The sequence below is a fragment of the Methyloversatilis sp. XJ19-13 genome, from assembly GCF_024580155.1.
GTDB lineage: Bacteria > Pseudomonadota > Gammaproteobacteria > Burkholderiales > Rhodocyclaceae > Methyloversatilis.
In genome coordinates this window covers 1-17205 of the sequence record NZ_JANINH010000002.1, presented here as the reverse complement: position 1 = coordinate 17205, position 17205 = coordinate 1, and the positions used below count along the sequence as shown (strand labels likewise).

The window sequence follows — 17205 nt, the reverse complement described above, 5'->3', positions numbered from 1 at the left end:
GCCCGGACGAATTCCTACTGCGACATCGGCATGATGCCGTTGCCGACCAGCACCTGGGTGACGGTACCGTCGGCGCTGGTGGCGAAACTGACCCGCGTGTTGGCCGGGATGTCGGCAAGGGTCCGGCCCTTGCCCAGCCGGCCCTGTTTGTCGACGATGAAGATGACGGTGTTGGCGTTTCCCTTGTAGCGCTTGCCATTGATCGTCATCGCACCGGTAGCCGTATCAACGTTGCTGACATAGCCCTGCTGTTCATACAGCGACGGATTCGACAACGGGTGCAGCGGCTCGGCCGCATTCAGCGACAGCGTGGCCGCGGCACACAGCGAGGCGGTGACGAGGTGACGGATGGACAGCTTCATGTTCAGTCTCCGATGATTTCTTTCCAGGACACCCGGCCGGCGCGCAATCCGTCCGACACCACGCGCGAGCGTGCGGTGCCGTCCGAGCCACCGACAATCTGCTGCTTGCCGATCTGCAGCGGACTGCCGGGCAGGCTGTCGGTGCTGTAGCCGCTGCCGACCACACGGCGGCTGGTACTGCCTTCGGTATGCGTCACCTGGTCGCTCGCATCGACCACGCCATTGCGCGTGAAGTCGAACACATCGAAATCCTGCCGGCCGCCGGTGAACGGGTTCACTCCCATCACCCAGCCACGGCCGCCCGGCTCGCACGGGTTGCTGCTCGGAATCAGCGTGCTGGCAAACAGCGTCGTGGCCCCCAGCACCGGCGCATTGACGATGCGTTCGCCCTCCGCACCGGCCGTGGGCGACAGCAGATCGATGTACCAGCCGCGCTTGCTGCCCATGCTGGCGCCGCCGGTGGTGTCACCCGGCTTGGACACCACGCGGTAATTGTCGCCCTGTCCGGTCGCCCCTTCCTGCAGGATGACCCGCTGCACCAGATTGCTGCGACTGCCGATCCGGCTGCCCGTATCGTTCACGCCGTACCAGGTCTGCGTGGCGGTACTGCCCGGGTCAGCCGTCGCCAGATAGCGACCGGTACCGAAGAATATCCACAGTTTCCGGTCGACCGGATTGAAGCCGATACTGACGCCACCGGTTATCGGCTGCACCGCATCGGTGGAACTGCGGGCCGTGAACAACGACCGCGGCGCGGCGACGGTGCCGTAGCCCGTGCGCCATTGCGCCGGGTCGCTGCTGCTGGTGTTGAACTTCCACAGATTGCCCAGCAGGTCGCCTGCGTAGAAGTAGTCGAAGTCGCCGTCGCGATCGATGTCGACGCCCTCGGCCGCGGCAAGGCCATTGGGCGCCGTGCTGGAACCCTGCATCGTGTCGATGCGCTGCACGACCGCACCGGTGGCGATGTCGAGTACCAGCAGCACGGCGCGTTCGTTCGCACTGTTGTAGCCGTTGCCGATCACCACCGCCCAGTTGCCGTCGTTCATGCGTGCGATGACCGGGCTGCCGACCGTCTGGCCGAGCTCTGCATCGGTGAATTCCCACAGCACCTTGTTCGCCGCGAAGCTGTCGGGGTTGGTCACGTCGAGCGCGTAGACCGTTTTGCCGCCACGCCCCTGGGTGCCGATCAGCACGGTGCGCCAGGCCCCGGAGAAATAGACCTCGGCCACGACAGGCGAGCCGTCATTCATGAACTTGTGGACGTACTCCGGATCGGCCAGCAACCTCATCGTGCTGAAGGCGCCGGTCGGCACGTAGGCGAACCGCTCGTCGCCGGTGCGCGCATCAAAGGCGTGCAGCATGCCGTCGTTGGCCGCGACATAGACCATTTCGCGCCGGCTGGACACGGCCGCGCGGTGCGCCTGATAGGTGCTGGCGCCGGTCCAGGTGAAGCGCTCGAAACGCAGGTCGGTGACCGAGCCGACATAGGCCGGCAGCGAATTGACGATGTCGCCGAGCACGCTGGTGCGGTTGCGCAGGGTGCCGCCGTTGCGGGCCTCACCCGTGGCCGCCCCGCGCAGATAGTCCAGCGTGGCGGACGACCCGATTGCAGTACGTTGGGTGGCGCTCAGATTGGCCCACTGAAACGTGATGCCGGCGGTACCCGACCAGGTGTAGATGCTGCGGCTGGCCGCTGCAGGAATGTGTTCCGATGCCTTCCAGGAAGCCGTCGTCGCGAGCGTGCCATCGGTATTGATGCGCGTGGCCACGAGGTCGCCGGTCCAGTTGCCGCCGACGAAGCGCGACTGGAACAGCAGCGTATTGCTGGTCAGCGACGTGCTGGTGGCGGTGACATTTCCGGTCGAGGCTACCCGCTCGCTGATGTCGGTCAGCAAGGCCGACAGGCCATCGGTGAATTGCTGCGGATCGGAGGCATTCACGAACGCACCACGCCCGTTGAGCGTGGCGTGCCACAGGTCGTCGAGCTTGGCGGGCGAGCTGTTCGCCGGATCGGGCCAGCTCTTGGTGCCCGCGGTAAGCGCCGGCAGGTCGGTCGCCGGATCCAGCGTGCCGCTGACGCCCAGCGACAGCCCGAACGTCACCATGTGCTGCCAGTTGGCGTTGTCGCGAGCACTGGTCGGTACGTTGTCGGCAATGCCGGTACGCAGATCGCGCTTGTAGTAGTACATCGCCACATCGGCCAGCGTATTGCTGTGCGTATCGCGATAGGGATGCGCCTCGGTGCCGTCGGAATTGCCGATCAGGTTCAGTGCGAACACGTCGCTCCAGTAACCGTCGGTGGTAAGGATGGTGAAGGATTGCCGGCAGGTCAGCGGGTTGGCGTAGCCGGTCTGGCGCCAGGGGTCATCGTCACCGGTCTTGCTCTCATAATAGTCACCGGCCCAGTTCAGTGCGGTGCGCAGAGGCGTGCCGGCCGGATTGATGTTGGTCTCGAGCAGCCGCTGGAACCAGGTTTCACGATTGGTGCCGGTGAAACCGCCGCTGGTCGGGATCAGCAACTCGCCCGCACCATTGATCGTGCGGAAGCCCACGCGGAAATTTTCGCCCAGCCGGCCGAACGCGATCGACGCGCCTGCACGTGCCGTCAGGATGCGACTGCGGTAATACGAGAACCAGTTGGCAAAATTCTGCGTCTCCTCCGCCACCGTACGGTTCGTGCCGTCAGGCCAGGTGAAGGTAGTGATCTCGACCTCGCCGGCCGTCACCGGATCGCGCCGGTAGGCCCGCGTACCGCGGATCTGGTACTTGGTGTAGTTGGCCGCCGAAACGCGTGAGCCGTTGCCGCGATAGATGTAGAACGTGATCGGCCGGAACGTGTGGTTGCACGGCGGCACACAGGCATACGTCGCCGAGTTCTGATTGGTATTGGTGTTGTTGCGGAACCAGAAGGCAGACAATGTCTGCTCGGCCGTCAGATCCAGTGTGCCGCGATCCGCATGCGCCGGGTTGTACGGCGCCGCAGCCGGATCGACATTGCCGAATGACACGCCGGTATGGCGCAGCCACGGACGATAGTCCGTCTGTGGGTTGTAGAACACCGCGTTGTTGTCGGGCGATCGGCCGAAGAGGTTGTGGATATTGTTGTCTTCGAAAGTCGGAATCTGCTCCGTGTAGGACAGACCGCCATAGACCAAGTCCGGGAACGGAAACAGATAGTTGGAGAAATAGAGGTTCTCGTCCGGCATGACCTCCCACTGCATCGAGCCCGAGTCATCCAGCAGGAACATGAGGTTGGGTGCTACCGCACTGCCGACCACAAGCGGTGCGTCGGCGATGTCGACCGCAGCACGGGCCGGCGCGCTTGCCAGGAGTGTAGCAACCTGCAGTGCGGCGATCAGCAGGCCGGCGAGCATTCGATGCATGGGGATCATGGTCTGTAGGTGGTCTGCAGCAGCACGGCAGGCCGACCAGCGGCGGGGGCACTGCGGGCCGTGATGCGGTAGCGCGGTTTGAGGCAATCGGATGCGATCGTCGTGACGGTGTCGCAATCCGGCGTGGACGGCCAGAGGCCGAGATCTTCGATGAGGTACTGCGGAACGCCGGCCGCCTTGGCGCGCGTATCGGCATCGGCGGCTTCCCACCAGACCGTCGCCGATGCCCAGACGACGGCCGGATCCTCCCAGCGGTTGCGGAATCCGCTGCCGTTGGGCACCGGCTTGCCGTACAGGCCGCTGAGCGAACCGTCGAACGGCCCCGCCGTTCCGCTCGCCAGCAGCGTTTCGGCCTCGCGCAGCGACGATTCGGCCGCCTGGAAGGCGATCGCACGATCGTACAGATTGGCGCTCATGCGCTCCTGCATGCCGGTGCCGCGCATGCTGGCCAGGCCGAGCAGCGTCACTGCAAGCAGCAGCATCAGCGCGACGACCAGCGTCACGCCGCGTTGCCGGGCGGGGGCCATCCCGTTCATGACATCCGGTTCCTCAACGTGACCACGTGGGTCATCGTGCGACGCACGCGATCGGCTGCCGTCGAGGGGCGATCGGGCTCATCGATGATCAGCCGCAGACGCACACCGATCACGGCGTTCCAGTCGGTCACCGCTGTCGCCGCAACATAGGCGGTGGCACCTTCGGGCAGGTAGTCGACCTGCAGGTCGACCACACCGTCGATCACCTCCTCCGCAACCAGCGTGAGCGTGCCGGCGTCGTTCTGCGGTGCCACACGGTACAGCGAGCGCGATGTGGTCGTGGTGCGGCCGTTGTTGCCGACGTACCACGCGAGCGACTCCAGCCGCATCGCCACCGCGTTGGCCTCGAAGCGATAAGTCTGGCCGCTGGTGCTGCAGTCGGGCGGGTCGGCAAAGCCCAGCCCGCGCGTACAGTTGCCCGGCGAGCCCGAGTTGCCGTGTTCGACCTGGGTGCCGTTGGCGTCGGTCACCTGGAACAGGGTGGCCTGACTGAAATTGCACACGACGGCCAGATCACCCGTGGCAAGCGCGCGGTTGGCCGGGCTGAAGGTGATCATCTGCGTCGCGGTATCGTGTGCCGATATGGTTTGCGGCTGACTGCCGGTGCGCATCACCTGCAGCGCTGACGTACCGGCCACGCGCTGGCCGGCAGCGCTGCCGAAGGGCGCGCCGGCAAAGGCCTCGCTGCCACCGTAACCGCGCAGACCACCATTCCACTGCGTCCACCATAGCGACGAAGGATTGTTCAGCACGTTGACGAACTGCAGCGCGCCGCCGCAGGAGTTCAGGCCGGCGTCGCGGATGTCGCGCGCCAGCAGCTCGAAGCCGGTGCGTGCGGCCTCCTGGATGCGCGACAACCCCTCGGTCATGTTGTAGGTCTGCCGGTTCGACAACACCAGACCGATGGCGGTACCGGTGATGAACAGGCCGATGGCGAGCGCGATCATCAACTCGATCAGCGTGCGCCCCTTCTGTGCGTGCGGACGCATCACAGGCGCGCCTCGATCCGGAACATCTGGCTGGCGGACCCACCGCGGGCGCGGCTGTCGTCCCAGCGTACGGTAATCATGCAACTCCCGGTCGCTCCGCCGGTGCAGGTCACGCCGCCGCAGGCCGAACTGCCGATGCTCCCCTGCAGGTCTGAGATCCAGTTGGCCAGCTGCGTATCGGCAAAGCTGCCGGCTGCCGGCGGCGTACAGGTATCGGCGACCAGTGCGAGGTTATAGCTGCCAACGCGGGCTGCGGCCACATCGGCACGCAGCCGGTCGATCATGGTGTAAGCACCGAGCACCGCCGCGCTGCGTTCGTAGGAGCTCTGGTTGGAACGCAGCGACGCCATCTGAAGCGCCGCCATGCCGAGCATGCCGACCGACAGCACGAACAGTGCGACCGCCACTTCGATCAACGAAACCCCCGCCTGCGCCTTCATCAGGTATCCCCCGGCGCAGCGCAACTGGCCGACGTGCTTCGCGCCACTCCGATGCGACTGCCGCCACCCAGACGGATATCGCGCGCATTGCTGGTGATGCCATCGATCACCGTACACAGGCGCAGGGTGCCTGACTGCAGCATCGTCTGCCCGGGTGCCCGCGCAAGGCCATCGGGACGATAGACCACGCGGTTTCCGCTGGCTGCCAGCGCCGGGCTCGCCAGCGCTCTGACCTGGTCGCCCAGGAAGACATGGGTGCGCACCACGACCTCGACCGGGTTGGTGACGGCATTCGGGTTGTAGGCACCACTGCCGTCGGCATCGATGAACACCATCCAGCCTGCCCAAGCCCCGTCGGCATCGGTGACGCATCCGCCTGCGGCATCGATCTGCCCCGCCGTCACCGCCGCCCGGCACAGCACGCTGCGCGCGTTGCCGCGAATGGCTTCCGCGCGCGCGCCGTTCATGCCGGCGATGAATTCATTGGCTTCGGCCGCCAGGCGATTCATCACGACCAGACTCTGGAACGAGGGCACGGCGAAGGTGGTCACCACCGCCAGGATGGCGATGGTGATCATCAGTTCGATCAGCGTGAAGCCCGAAGCGGGCGATCGGCGAAACATCGGCGGACAAAGGGAAGGCGATCCCTCTGTTACGGCCGCAAGCCTTGAAGCTTGAGTACGCCCCGGAGGGGTGCGCGCAAACTTCTGTGTCGTGTCAGCGCCAGCAGGCGGCTGCCCGCGTTGCGCACGTGTCACCGGTGCCGGTGGCGGCTTTCGCGCCGGTCTGGTTGAGGCTCAGCGTGCAGCCGCACTTCCGGTCGTTGGTGGCCTGCCCACCCTGCGGCACGGCGGTGATCGTGTAGGTGCGCGCTGCGAGCGTCGGCGTGCCCCAAGTGTAAAACGCGCCCAGATCCACTCTGCATTGCAGAGTATCCGGTATGACTGCAGTGGCGTAGGTGAGCGCAGTTGTGTACTGGCGCTCCAGCATCTGGGCCTGCTCCGACAGGCAGGCTGCCGCCGTCGCGCGCCGGCTGTCTATGACGTACTGCGTGTAGTTCGGATACACGATGGCGGACAGGATGCCGATGATGGCCACGACGATCATCAGTTCGATCAGCGTGAAGCCGCGCTGGAGGCTGTGGTGGATTTTCATGCGCACGTTGTAGGTCCCGGTATCAGTCATTGATCAGTTCGCGCCACGACAACCGGCCGAAGATGTCCGGCAGATTCAGGCTTTCGCAAACGGTTTCGCCATTGGCCAGGCCGATCAGCACGCCGGCCTGTCCGCTGAGCGTCGTGCAGGGAGACCCGAGCGGCTGACCACCGGTGCCACCAGTGCTGCCGCCACCGCTGACCGAACCGTCGCCGGCGGGTGCGTCGTTGCGTACCAGGATGGGTCGCGACGGGATGGACAGCAGTCCGACACCGCTGACGTTGTAATTGACCGACGGCTGTCCCTCGACGCTGACGGTCACCGGTTCGCGGTTGATGAACACATTGTCCTGCAGACGGCCGCCGGTGTAGGGATCAAGCGTCAGCAGCCAGCCGTTGCCGCCCGGGCTGCAGGGGTCGTCGGCCGGGATCGCGGTGGTGGCGAACAAGGCTGTGCTGAAGGCCTGCACACCATAGAACATCCGCTCGCCCTGCTGGGTGCCGCTCGGCGGCAGCAGATCGAGGTACCAGCCCTGCTTGACGTAATTGCCGTCGGCATCGACCATCGCCGCACCACCCGACGTGTCGCCCGGCGCCGAAATGACCCGTACGCGGTTCGGATTGATGTCCGTGGTCTCAGGCGTGAAGAGCGCCGTTTCGAACAGCACGACACGCTGCGCCATGTTGCTTCGGCCGGTTACCGGCGAGGTCAGCGTACCCCCGAGGTAGTTGTCGTACAGCCCGTACCAGGTCTGGGTCGAGGTGTCGGCGCGGTCGGTGCCTGCCAGGAAGCGGCCGGTACCGAAACTGATCCAGCGCACACCGTCCGCCGGATTCAGCAGCACTTCGATGTTCGACGTAATGGCTTGCGGATCGCCCGATGCATCCATCGCGCGATAGAGCGGCATCGGTGCCTCCGTCGTTCCAAAGGCGACCTTCCACTCGCTGGCCACCGTCGACGACAGGTCGAAGCGCCACACGTTGCCGCGCAGATCACCGGCATACGCGTAATCTGCCGTACCGTCACCGTCGTTGTCCCACTGCGTCACGTCGGCCAGGCCGTTGCTGAGGCAGGGGCTGTCGGTCGTCACGCAATCGCCGGTATCGATCTTGCGGATCAGCGCACCGGTCACTGCATCGATCACGAACAGGAAGCCGCGGTTCTGGTCGCTGTTGTAGCCATTTCCGATCAGTACGGCCCAGCGGCCGTTATTGAGCCGGGTCAGCACTGGATTGCCGATGAACTGGCCGAGATCCGAATCGGTGAATTCCCACAGGATGCTGCTGGTGCCGAAGACGTCAGGGTTGGTGATGTCGAGGGCGAAGACCTGGCGACCGCCGCGACCTTGCGTGCCAACCAGCACGCTGCGCCACTGACCGGTACCGCCCTCGCCGCTTTGATAGACATCCGCGGCACGCAGGAAACCGTCGACGATGAAGCGGTGGGTGTAGTTGGGCGACGTGAGGGTCTTCATTGCCGGCAACGCCGCACTGGGTACATAGGCGAAACGCTCAACACCGGTGGCCGCGTCGAAAGCGTGCAGCATGCCGTCGTTCGCGCTGACATACACCATCTCCCTGCGCGCAGCGACCGGCGGTTCCGCCGTGGAATCGGCAATCAGGCTCTGACGGAAGGCCTGGTAGGTCGACGCACCTTCCCACGTGAATCGCTCGTATGAGAAGTTGTCCGGCGCGGCGACGAACACCGGCGACGAATGCACAATGTCGCCAAGCACCGACAGGCGGTTGCGGAACGGCCCGCCCTGATCCACCTCCTGGGTGCGCACACCGCGCAGGTAATCGAGCACCGTGCTGTCGTCGCCGAGCTGCGCCTTCTGGGTGTCGCTGAGGTTGTCCCACAGAAAGGAGATACCCAGTGACCCGTTGCGGGAATAGATATTGCGGCTGGCCGCTGCGGGCAGCTGTTCCGAAGCCTTCCACTGCGGCGTCGTGCCCAGACCGCCGGAAGTCACCGTGAAGGCCCACAGATCGCCGGTCCAGACCTCACTGGTGAAGCGTGCCTGGAAAACCTTGCTGCCTTCACGCAGTTCGGTCGACGACACGCCGAGATTGGACGACGAGGCGGTGCGCTGCACGATGGTATCCAGAGCGCCCTTCAGACCGTTCGCGAATTCTTCCGGCGTGGCCGCACTGACGAACTTGCCGCGACCGTTGAGCGTGGCGTGCCACAGATCGTCCAGCTTGCCGCTGTCGGTGTTGTTGTTGGGCCAGGACAGCTCGCCCGAAGTCAGCCGCGGAAGATCCGTCTCGGGATTGAGCGAGCCTTCCAGTCCCAATGCCACACCAAAGGTGACCATATGTTGCCAATCCGCGGGATCGGCATCGCTGGTTGGAACGCGATTGGCAATGTCGCTGCGCAAGTCATTCTTGTAGTAGTACATGGCAACGTCGGCAAGCGTACGCGAGCGCGTATCTGCGTAAGGAGCCCCTTCTTCACCATCCTCATTGCCGATTGCAGCGTTCACGTTGCCTACACCGGTGGTTGTATCGTTGTAATAACCGTCCGTAGTCAGGATGGTGAAGCTCTGGCGGCAACTGAGCAGACCATCAGGCTCTGCCGGGCCCCACGGATCGTTTTCACCGGTGGTCGTGCGGTAGTACTCACCGGCGCGCGCCAGCGCCACGCGCAGCGGTGTGGTACTCGAACCGCTGGACGCGAACATGTTCGTGAACCAGGTTTCGCGGTTGGTGCCGGCGAAGCCACCGGTCAGCGGGATATCCAGCTGACCCGTAGTGCCATTCAGCGGTCTGTACCCGATGCGGTAATTTTCGCCCAGTGTCGAAAATGCGGCGCTGACCCCGTTCTTGGCCGCATCGCGACGGCTGCGGCTGTAGGTGAACCAGTTGGCGAAGTTCTGCTTTTCCTCGGCGATGGTGCGTGTCACCCCGCCCGCCCAGTTGAACGTGGTGACGGCAGTCACCGAGCCATCGGCAAGATCGACGCGGTCGGCATCATTGCCGCGAATCTGGTAGCGGTAGTAATTGATACGCTCCAGATCCGATCCGGTGCCTTTGTAGACGTACCAGGTCATCGGCCAGAAGGTTTTTACGCAATTGCGGGTATCCACCGTGTTTGGATCATCGTCGACTTCGTCGAAGGTGGTGCAAGGAGCCGATGCGCTCCGCGGCACATTGGTCGTGTTGAAAGAAAAAGTCGTGGCCGTCGTATTGGTGACCCAGCGGAAGCGCGCCGATTGTTCCACAGTAAGGTCAATACCCGATGTATCGGCCGGGGTGTACTTCGCATTGGTCGGATCGGACGCGGGGTACTGCGTGCCTTCCGGACCTGTCCAGCGACGATAGGTCACGGCTGGGTTGTAGTAGACCCGGTTTATCTGGCTGGTACGCATCGCCACATTAAGGATGTTGGCGTTGTCGTAATCGGGCATGTATGAGGACCTGTTTGCGGTGCCCGCACGGATCGAGTACTCGAAATCCCACAGGCCGACGAAACTGTCGGGCAAGGCCTCCCACAGCATCGAGCCGGAATTGTCGAGGATCATCAGCACATTGGGCGCTGCCGTCACATTCAGGATCAGCGGATTACTGGAAATAGGCACCTGCGCCTGCACTGGGAAACACGCCAGCCAGACCCCGGTCACGCTTGCGCAGGCAGCACGCAGGCCGGCAGTGGCGAAAGAACGAACAGCACTCATGAGCGGAACTCCCGGTTCATTCTATGGACGATAGGTGGTCTGCAAGGCAACGTTCGGCCGCCCCTCGACCGGCGGCATGCGCGCGGTGATGCGGTAGCGCGGCCCGCGGCACGAGGTACTGCCGCGTTGACCACAGCCGGTGCCGTCCTCGAATTCACCCATGTATTCGATGATGAATTCCGGCGGGGTGTTGCTGGTGTCGCTGAGGCGGGCTTTCATTGCCGTATCGATCTGGCCCCACCAGGTGGTGGCCTGTCGCCACTGGGTCGTGGAATCGTTCCAGCGTTCGGAGTAGGCAGGTGCGACCGGCGTGCTCTCCGAACCACCCTCGCCACCTTCCCCACCGCTGGGCGGCGTCGGTGCCGCGACGGCGCACAGCGGCGGCGTGCCACCGGGCAGGCAGTACAGCCCGTTGCTGTTGGTGACGGTCGTCGTGACGGTAATGCTCGCTTCGGCCTCGCGCAGCGCAGATTCGACCGCCTGGAAAGCCAGACTGCGGTCGTACATGTTCGCGCCCATCTTCTCCTGCATGCTGGTGCCGCGGATACTCGCCAACCCGAGCAGGGTCATGACGATCAGCATCACCAGCGCGACCAGCAGCGTGGCGCCGCGCTGCGTACGCAGATTCGGTTGTCGCACACTCATGACACACGGTTCCTGAGATTCACGACATGGGAAATTCGCCGTGTGAGCCGGGCGCCCACGGCATTTGTCGCCGTACCGGTATCCGGCGCATCGATATCGAGCTGGATCTGGATAGCGACGACCTCGTTCCAGCGATTGAGCGCCGTGACGTCCGTCGCCGTGAGGTAGTCGCCGCCCGGCAGGCGATAGGTGATCTGCATGTCACGTACGCCTTCGACGATTTCCTCTGCCACCTGAGCTGCGCTGCCGGCGCCGTTGTTGCCAACGCTGACCCGATACAATGAAGTCGGGCTGTTCGTGTTGCTGCCGCGACCGTTGTTGCCGACGAACCATGCCGCCGCCTGCAAACGCATCAATTGAGAGCCGGGTGGAAACACCTTGCGCACGCCCGTACCGGCGTCGCAGGTCAGCGGCGTGCGGAACGCGAGACCACTGGAGCAATTGCCCGGCGAGCCTGCGTAGATACCGTGTCCGAGCGAATTGGTCGACGCATCGACCGCACTGACCTGGAAGATCGCGCTGTTATCGAAGTCGCACAGCACGACCAGATCACCGCTGGCCAGCGTGTGCGGCGCGGCAAGCGTGAGGGTCGATGCCGCGTCGTTGTGCACGCTGACCGACATCGCTGCCGTCCCGCCGTGTATCGCCTCGACCAGATCGGTACCGGTTACCCGTTGCCCGACGCCGGTGCCGATGACGGCGGCCAGCGACGCTTCCGTGTTGTTGAAGCCACGGAGCCCGCGCGTCGCGTCGGACCAGTTCGACCACCAGTTCGTGGTCGGATTGGCCAGCAAATTCAACACGCGGGAGCGGCCACCGTTGCAGGCATTGATGCCGACGGCACGCAGATCGCGCGACATCAGCTCGAACGCCATGCGGGTCGATTCCTGGATGCGCGACAGCGCCTCGGTCGAGCGGTAGGCCTCTCGGTTGCTGATCACCATGGCGATGGCACCCGCCGACACCACCAGGCCGAGCACCAGCGTGACCAGCACCTCGACCAGCGATGTGCCGCGCTGGGAAGAACGGAAGATGTTCATATGCGGACGTCCACCTGGAATGTGTGATCGCTCACGCCGTTGGTCACCCGGCTGTCGTCCCAGCGCACGGTGATGCGGCAGGACACCGGCGTGCCGGAGCAGGTGATGCCACCGCACGAACCGGCGCCAAGATTGTTCGCCAGGCCGGTCAGCCACTGATTGATGTCGATCGTCGCCGGCTCGGTACCGGTTGGTATCTCGCACCCGGAAGCCGGCAGATCGCGGTTGTAGGTGCCGTTGCGCGCCAGCACCTGATTGCTGCGCATGCGGTCGGCCATCGAATAGGCCGCGATCACCGCCGCATTGCGCTCGAAGGCGCTCTGGTTCGCCTTCATCGCCATGGTCTGCATGCCGGCAATGCCGAGCATGCCGAAGGCCAGCACGAACAGCGCGACCAGTACTTCGATCAACGATACGCCCTGCTGCATCGGTCTCGATTGATGCTTCATCAGCTTCCCTCCACCGGTGTGCTGCCACCACCACCCTCTTCCACGGGCTGCACGACCACCCCGCAATTTGCGTCATTCCCGCGTGCAATCGACATGCGACTGCCCGACACGAGCGATACCACACGCATGTTGTTGCCACTGAGCGCACCGCTGCGGTCGCACACGCGAACTTCCGCTGCCTGCAGCGCGAGTGAATTCTGGCCACGTGCCATGCCGTCCGGCCGGAAGGCGATGCGGTTGCCCGCGGCAGCCAATGCATCGTTCGAAATCAGTTCCAGCGCGTTGCCGGTAATGGCCTGCATGCGCAGGATGCGCTCGGTGCCATCGATGGCACCGTTGCTGTTCTCGTCGACGAACACCGCCCAGGCCTGCCAGGGCTGGCTGTCTGCCGTGGTCACGCAACCGTTGGTCGCACTGAAATTCACCGCACCGTCGGCCGCCGCCGCCCGGCACAGCACTACGCGCCGCTGAACCCGAACTGCCTCTGAGCGCGCCAGATTCATGCCCGACAGCAACTCGTTCGACTCGGCCGTGAGGCGGCTCGACGCAATGAAGCTCTGGAATGCTGGAAATGCGAAAGCCGCCAGGATGGCCATCAGGGTGACCACGATCATCAGCTCGATCATCGTGAAGCCGGCGTGCGCAGGGCGAAGACGCGTCATGGACAGGCTGGACCGGAAAAGGAATTCTGATCTCAACTTACGTCATGACGACCGTCCGGCGCGAGCCGCCAATGACGAACGGCAGGAACCGGCACCCGAACGGCGCGGCCGTGGCCAGCTGCCGTGACATCCGTCACGGCGCTCGCCACCCGCGTGCAGGCGCTGCCCTCTGCCGGATCGGGCGCGTTCTACCGGTTTGAATCGCCGACCTGGATCACCGGCGTGTATCGCCATCGCGCAGCGTGCTGCACAATCCGTCCGGTTCAACCCGATCATGCCGCCCCCTGCACCTGCCCCATGCCTGATAACGACAGCCCCGCCCGCACGCTCGGCCATCTGCCCCAGCACCCATTGCGCTACAAGCTGAACAACGAGGTGCACGCCCGACCGCCGGTGTCGCTGACGCATCCTCAACGCGTGTCCTACCTCGCGCTGGTCCATGACGGGACGACGGAAGACAGCGAACTGAAGCAGCTGCGGGCCCTGGCGGACGCCTTTGCCCGGCCGTTGCCGGAGGCGGATGGCGGTCACCTGCAGCTTGATGTCGGCGACTTCCTGCTGAAGTGGGAGCGGCACAACGAATTTTCCAGCTACGCCTTCTTCTGCACGCCGCGTGCCGACGAAACCGACGCACGTCACGGCGCGCTGCCGCGCGTGCCGCCCGGCTGGCTGGAAGGACTGCCAGGCTCGGTGATCGTGGCCACGCACATCGAGCTGCAATCCACCACGGCGCTCGGCCCGAAATCCGTCATGGACGGTCTGATCGCCAGCGGTCGCCAGGGCGTTGCCGCCCAGGTCGCCGACGGTGCGGCATGGGTGTTCACCGATTTCATGCTGACCGACGGCTGGTCGCGCTACCTGGTGCTCGACGAGCGCCTGACGCCGCGCCAGGCAGGTCGCACCGTGCAGCGCCTGCTCGAGATCGAAACCTATCGCGTGATGGCCCTGCTCGCCTTTCCGGTCGCCAAGGACGTCGGGCGCCTGCTCGGCCGCGCTGAAGGCGAACTTGCCGACCTGATGGACAGCATGGGCACGGCGACAACGCCGGAAGACGAACGCACTGTGCTGTCGCACCTGACCCGGCTCGCTGCCGAGGTGGAACGTTCGGTGGCGCGCACCACCTTCCGCTTCGGTGCGGCGCAGGCCTACTACCGGCTGGTCACCAGCCGGATCGGCGAATTGCGCGAACAGCGGGTCGAAAGCTTTCCGACCATCGGCGAATTCATGGACCGCAGGCTGGCACCCGCGATCAACACCTGCGAAGCCATTGCACGGCGGCAGGAGGAACTGTCGGGGCGGATTGCGCGCAACTCGCAATTGCTGCGCACCCGGGTCGACATCGAACTGGAGCGTCAGAACCAGGAATTGCTGGGACAGATGAACCGGCGCGCGAAACTGCAGATGCGGCTGCAGGAGACGGTCGAAGGCCTGTCCATCGTCGCCATCACTTATTACGCCTCGCAACTCGTGCAGTACCTCGCGAAGGGCCTGCATGCCTGGCTGCCGCTCAGCCCGGAAACGATCACCGCGATTTCGATTCCGGTCATCGCAGGGCTGGCTGCGCTCGGGTTGCGGCGCATGCGGCGCAAGCTGGCGGCCGAAGAAGGCACGCACTGACCATGCAGACGCTGCGTCACGCCACGTTCGCCGACATTCCCGACCTGTGCGCCCTGCTCGCGCAGCTGTTCGGGCAGGAAGTCGAATTCGTCGCCGACGCGGCAACGCAGGCGCGCGGTTTGCAGCGCATCCTCGAGGCGCCGGGCGGCGGTGACATCCTCGTACTCACCGAAGACAACCGTCCGGTCGGCATGGTGAGCCTCCTCTATCTGACCAGCACCGCGCTCGGCAGCCGCGTCGCACTGCTGGAAGACATGGTGGTGGCGCCCGGGCAGCGCGGCCGCGGCTGCGGCGGCCAGCTGCTCGAGGCCGCGATCGACTGCGCACGGCAGCGCGGGTGCCGCCGCATCACGCTTCTGACCGATGGTCACAACCTCGATGCGCAACGCTTCTACCGGCAGCATGGATTCTCGGGCTCGGACATGAAGGTGATGCGATTGATGCTCGACTGATGCGCTGGCCCCATGCCACATGCCGCTGCATCCGTATCGCGACGCGCCGCGTAAGGAGTTCAACAGGGCAATCAGGGAAGGATCATGGGCTGCAGCGCACCGTTTGCGCAGACATTCCCGATCGTCGTCCTGTCGGCATTTGTCCCCATGAACCCGATGTCATCCGACACCGCAGCGCCCAGCCCTTCGTCTGACGACGAGGCGCTGCTGTGCGCGCTCATCGGCCGCATGGCCGACGGCGACGAAGCTGCGCTCGGCTTGCTCTACGACCACACGGTGCGCCGCGTGTACGGTCTCGCGCTGCGCATCACGCGCAACCCGCAGATCGCCGAGGAGGTCGCCGAGGAAGTGTTCTGGCAAGCGTGGCGGCAGGCCCTGCGCTTTGACGCCGCACGCGGCAACCCGATGGCCTGGCTGATGACAATGACGCGCAGCCGGGCACTCGACGCGCTGCGCCGCACCGACGACGCGGAGCTGCATCCGGAGCCGGAAACACTGATGGCCGTCGAAGCCGCCTGCGAAGGCGATCCGCAGAACCTGCTCGAAGCCGTGCAACGGCAGCACGCGCTGCACGCCGCGCTGGAATCGCTGGACGCGCTTCCGCGACAATTGCTGTCACTGGCGTTTTTCCGCGGACTGACGCACGAAGAGATTGCCGTTCAGTCCTCCCTGCCACTGGGCACTGTCAAATCACACATCCGGCGCGCGCTGACCGCGCTGGGAAAGGTACTTCCGCCGGACATGGCCGCACTGGATACCCACGCATGAGCACGCCGCCGCTTCCACCCGACAACGACACGGGCGACACGCTGCAGCAACTGCTGGCCGTGGCGCTCACGCCGGTCGCACTCGAGCCGGCGCGCAGCGACGCCTTGCGCAGCCGGCTGCTGGCACGCGCCCGCGACAGCGTGCAGGCCCGGGCACAACACACCCGGATACGTGCGGGCGACGACGGCTGGGCGCGCGTGGTCGATGGCGTACGCGCCAAGCTGTTGAACGAAGGCGCGAGCACGCGCTCGGTGCTGGTCGAATTCGACCCGGGCGCCGCCCTGCCGATGCATCGTCATCACGAGCACGAACAATGTCTGGTGCTGCGCGGCGACCTGCAGATGGACGACCTCGACATCCGTGCAGGCGACTATCACGAAGCGCCGGCTGGCAGCCGGCACGGGCGCGTGCGCTCGACCGGCGGCGCGCTGATTTATCTGCGCGGTGTATCGCTCGGCCACACCGGCCGGGTGATCCGCGACATGGTCACCGCCTGGCTGCCCAGCCGCGGCAGCGCCCCGCACACGATCCGCGCCGGCGAAGGCCTGTGGTCTGACCTGTCACCCGGCGTGCAGGCCAAGCGCCTGTTCGACGGCGCAGACGAAGCATCGATGCTGCTGCGCGTCGCGCCCGGCGCCCGGGTGCCGAAGGCGCTCGCCGCTGCCGAGGGTGAATACCTGGTGATCGAGGGCGAGGGATTCGTCGGCGACGCCCTGCTGCGCACCGGCGAATACGACTACGCACACCCGGACGCCGAAGATTTCGAGTTGAGCAGCGATGTCGGCGCGCTGTTCTACCTGCACGGCAAGGTGACGCAGGCGCTGCGGACGAGCTAGCCGGCTGTTGGGAGTTCTCGCTGTGGGATTGGCTGTGGGTGCGGCGGCCCCGCCGCGATCGTGCAGCGACCATCGTTTTGCGGAGTGCGTATCGCGGCGAGGGCGGAGCGGTAATACCGTTCAGTTAAGGTCTTTTTTCAGAACGCGGACGGTGTAGCGCTTTGGCCGGGCTTTGACAACACGGGG

The 17205-nt window shown here is 65.0% G+C and carries 16 protein-coding genes; 4 read left to right on the top strand and 12 right to left on the bottom strand.

Annotated elements, in window-relative coordinates; genetic code table 11:
• Window positions 1–14: 14 nt before the first annotated feature.
• The 12 genes from NMQ14_RS02680 to NMQ14_RS02625 all read right to left on the bottom strand — a co-directional run bounded on the left by NMQ14_RS02680 (window position 15) and on the right by NMQ14_RS02625 (window position 13346).
• Window positions 15–362: a hypothetical protein gene (locus NMQ14_RS02680; RefSeq protein ID WP_257093273.1), complete on the bottom strand. Its 348-nt coding sequence runs from the start codon at window positions 360–362 to the stop codon at window positions 15–17.
• Between the two features lie 2 nt (window positions 363–364).
• Window positions 365–3745, bottom strand: coding sequence for a pilus assembly protein (locus NMQ14_RS02675; RefSeq protein WP_257093270.1), 3381 nt, complete (start codon window positions 3743–3745; stop codon window positions 365–367).
• A gap of 5 nt (window positions 3746–3750) precedes the next feature.
• Window positions 3751–4290, bottom strand: a complete 540-nt coding sequence (locus NMQ14_RS02670) for a PilX N-terminal domain-containing pilus assembly protein (RefSeq protein WP_257093268.1) — start codon at window positions 4288–4290, stop codon at window positions 3751–3753.
• Complete coding sequence (locus NMQ14_RS02665) at window positions 4287–5279, bottom strand: PilW family protein (protein WP_257093266.1); 993 nt, start codon at window positions 5277–5279, stop codon at window positions 4287–4289. Before NMQ14_RS02665 ends, NMQ14_RS02670 begins: the two co-directional genes overlap by 4 nt.
• On the bottom strand, window positions 5279–5719 hold the full coding sequence (gene pilV, locus NMQ14_RS02660) for a type IV pilus modification protein PilV (RefSeq protein ID WP_257093264.1): 441 nt from the start codon (window positions 5717–5719) through the stop codon (window positions 5279–5281). The genes NMQ14_RS02665 and pilV (NMQ14_RS02660) overlap by 1 nt, the downstream gene beginning before the upstream one ends.
• The gene (locus NMQ14_RS02655) at window positions 5719–6342 is read right to left on the bottom strand and encodes a GspH/FimT family pseudopilin (protein ID WP_257093262.1); all 624 of its coding nucleotides are present in this window, start codon (window positions 6340–6342) and stop codon (window positions 5719–5721) included. The genes pilV (NMQ14_RS02660) and NMQ14_RS02655 overlap by 1 nt, the downstream gene beginning before the upstream one ends.
• 94 nt (window positions 6343–6436) lie before the next feature.
• Window positions 6437–6904, bottom strand: coding sequence for a type IV pilin protein (locus NMQ14_RS02650; protein ID WP_306441051.1), 468 nt, complete (start codon window positions 6902–6904; stop codon window positions 6437–6439).
• Window positions 6897–10550, bottom strand: a complete 3654-nt coding sequence (locus NMQ14_RS02645; RefSeq protein WP_257093260.1) for a pilus assembly protein — start codon at window positions 10548–10550, stop codon at window positions 6897–6899. The genes NMQ14_RS02650 and NMQ14_RS02645 overlap by 8 nt, the downstream gene beginning before the upstream one ends.
• Before the next feature lie 21 nt (window positions 10551–10571).
• Complete coding sequence (locus tag NMQ14_RS02640; RefSeq protein WP_257093258.1) at window positions 10572–11195, bottom strand: PilX N-terminal domain-containing pilus assembly protein; 624 nt, start codon at window positions 11193–11195, stop codon at window positions 10572–10574.
• Complete coding sequence (locus NMQ14_RS02635) at window positions 11192–12235, bottom strand: PilW family protein (RefSeq protein ID WP_257093256.1); 1044 nt, start codon at window positions 12233–12235, stop codon at window positions 11192–11194. Before NMQ14_RS02635 ends, NMQ14_RS02640 begins: the two co-directional genes overlap by 4 nt.
• On the bottom strand, window positions 12232–12684 hold the full coding sequence (gene pilV, locus NMQ14_RS02630) for a type IV pilus modification protein PilV (protein WP_257093253.1): 453 nt from the start codon (window positions 12682–12684) through the stop codon (window positions 12232–12234). The genes NMQ14_RS02635 and pilV (NMQ14_RS02630) overlap by 4 nt, the downstream gene beginning before the upstream one ends.
• Entirely contained in the window at window positions 12684–13346 is a 663-nt protein-coding gene (locus tag NMQ14_RS02625) for a GspH/FimT family pseudopilin (protein ID WP_257093251.1), read from the bottom strand. The genes pilV (NMQ14_RS02630) and NMQ14_RS02625 overlap by 1 nt, the downstream gene beginning before the upstream one ends.
• Window positions 13347–13643: 297 nt before the next feature.
• Here NMQ14_RS02625 and NMQ14_RS02620 point away from each other — a divergent pair, with 297 nt between their 5' ends.
• The 4 genes from NMQ14_RS02620 (at window position 13644) to NMQ14_RS02605 (ending at window position 17019) form a co-directional block, all read left to right on the top strand.
• Complete coding sequence (locus tag NMQ14_RS02620; protein WP_257093249.1) at window positions 13644–14963, top strand: DUF3422 family protein; 1320 nt, start codon at window positions 13644–13646, stop codon at window positions 14961–14963.
• 2 nt (window positions 14964–14965) lie between these two features.
• Window positions 14966–15415: a GNAT family N-acetyltransferase gene (locus NMQ14_RS02615; protein ID WP_257093247.1), complete on the top strand. Its 450-nt coding sequence runs from the start codon at window positions 14966–14968 to the stop codon at window positions 15413–15415.
• A gap of 147 nt (window positions 15416–15562) precedes the next feature.
• Window positions 15563–16183 carry a sigma-70 family RNA polymerase sigma factor gene (locus tag NMQ14_RS02610; RefSeq protein WP_257093245.1) on the top strand — a complete coding sequence of 207 codons (621 nt, stop codon included), beginning with the start codon at window positions 15563–15565 and terminating at the stop codon, window positions 16181–16183.
• A complete protein-coding gene (locus NMQ14_RS02605; protein WP_257093243.1) occupies window positions 16180–17019 on the top strand; it encodes a cupin domain-containing protein in 840 nt (279 codons plus the stop codon). Before NMQ14_RS02610 ends, NMQ14_RS02605 begins: the two co-directional genes overlap by 4 nt.
• The last annotated feature ends 186 nt before the right edge of the window (window positions 17020–17205 follow it).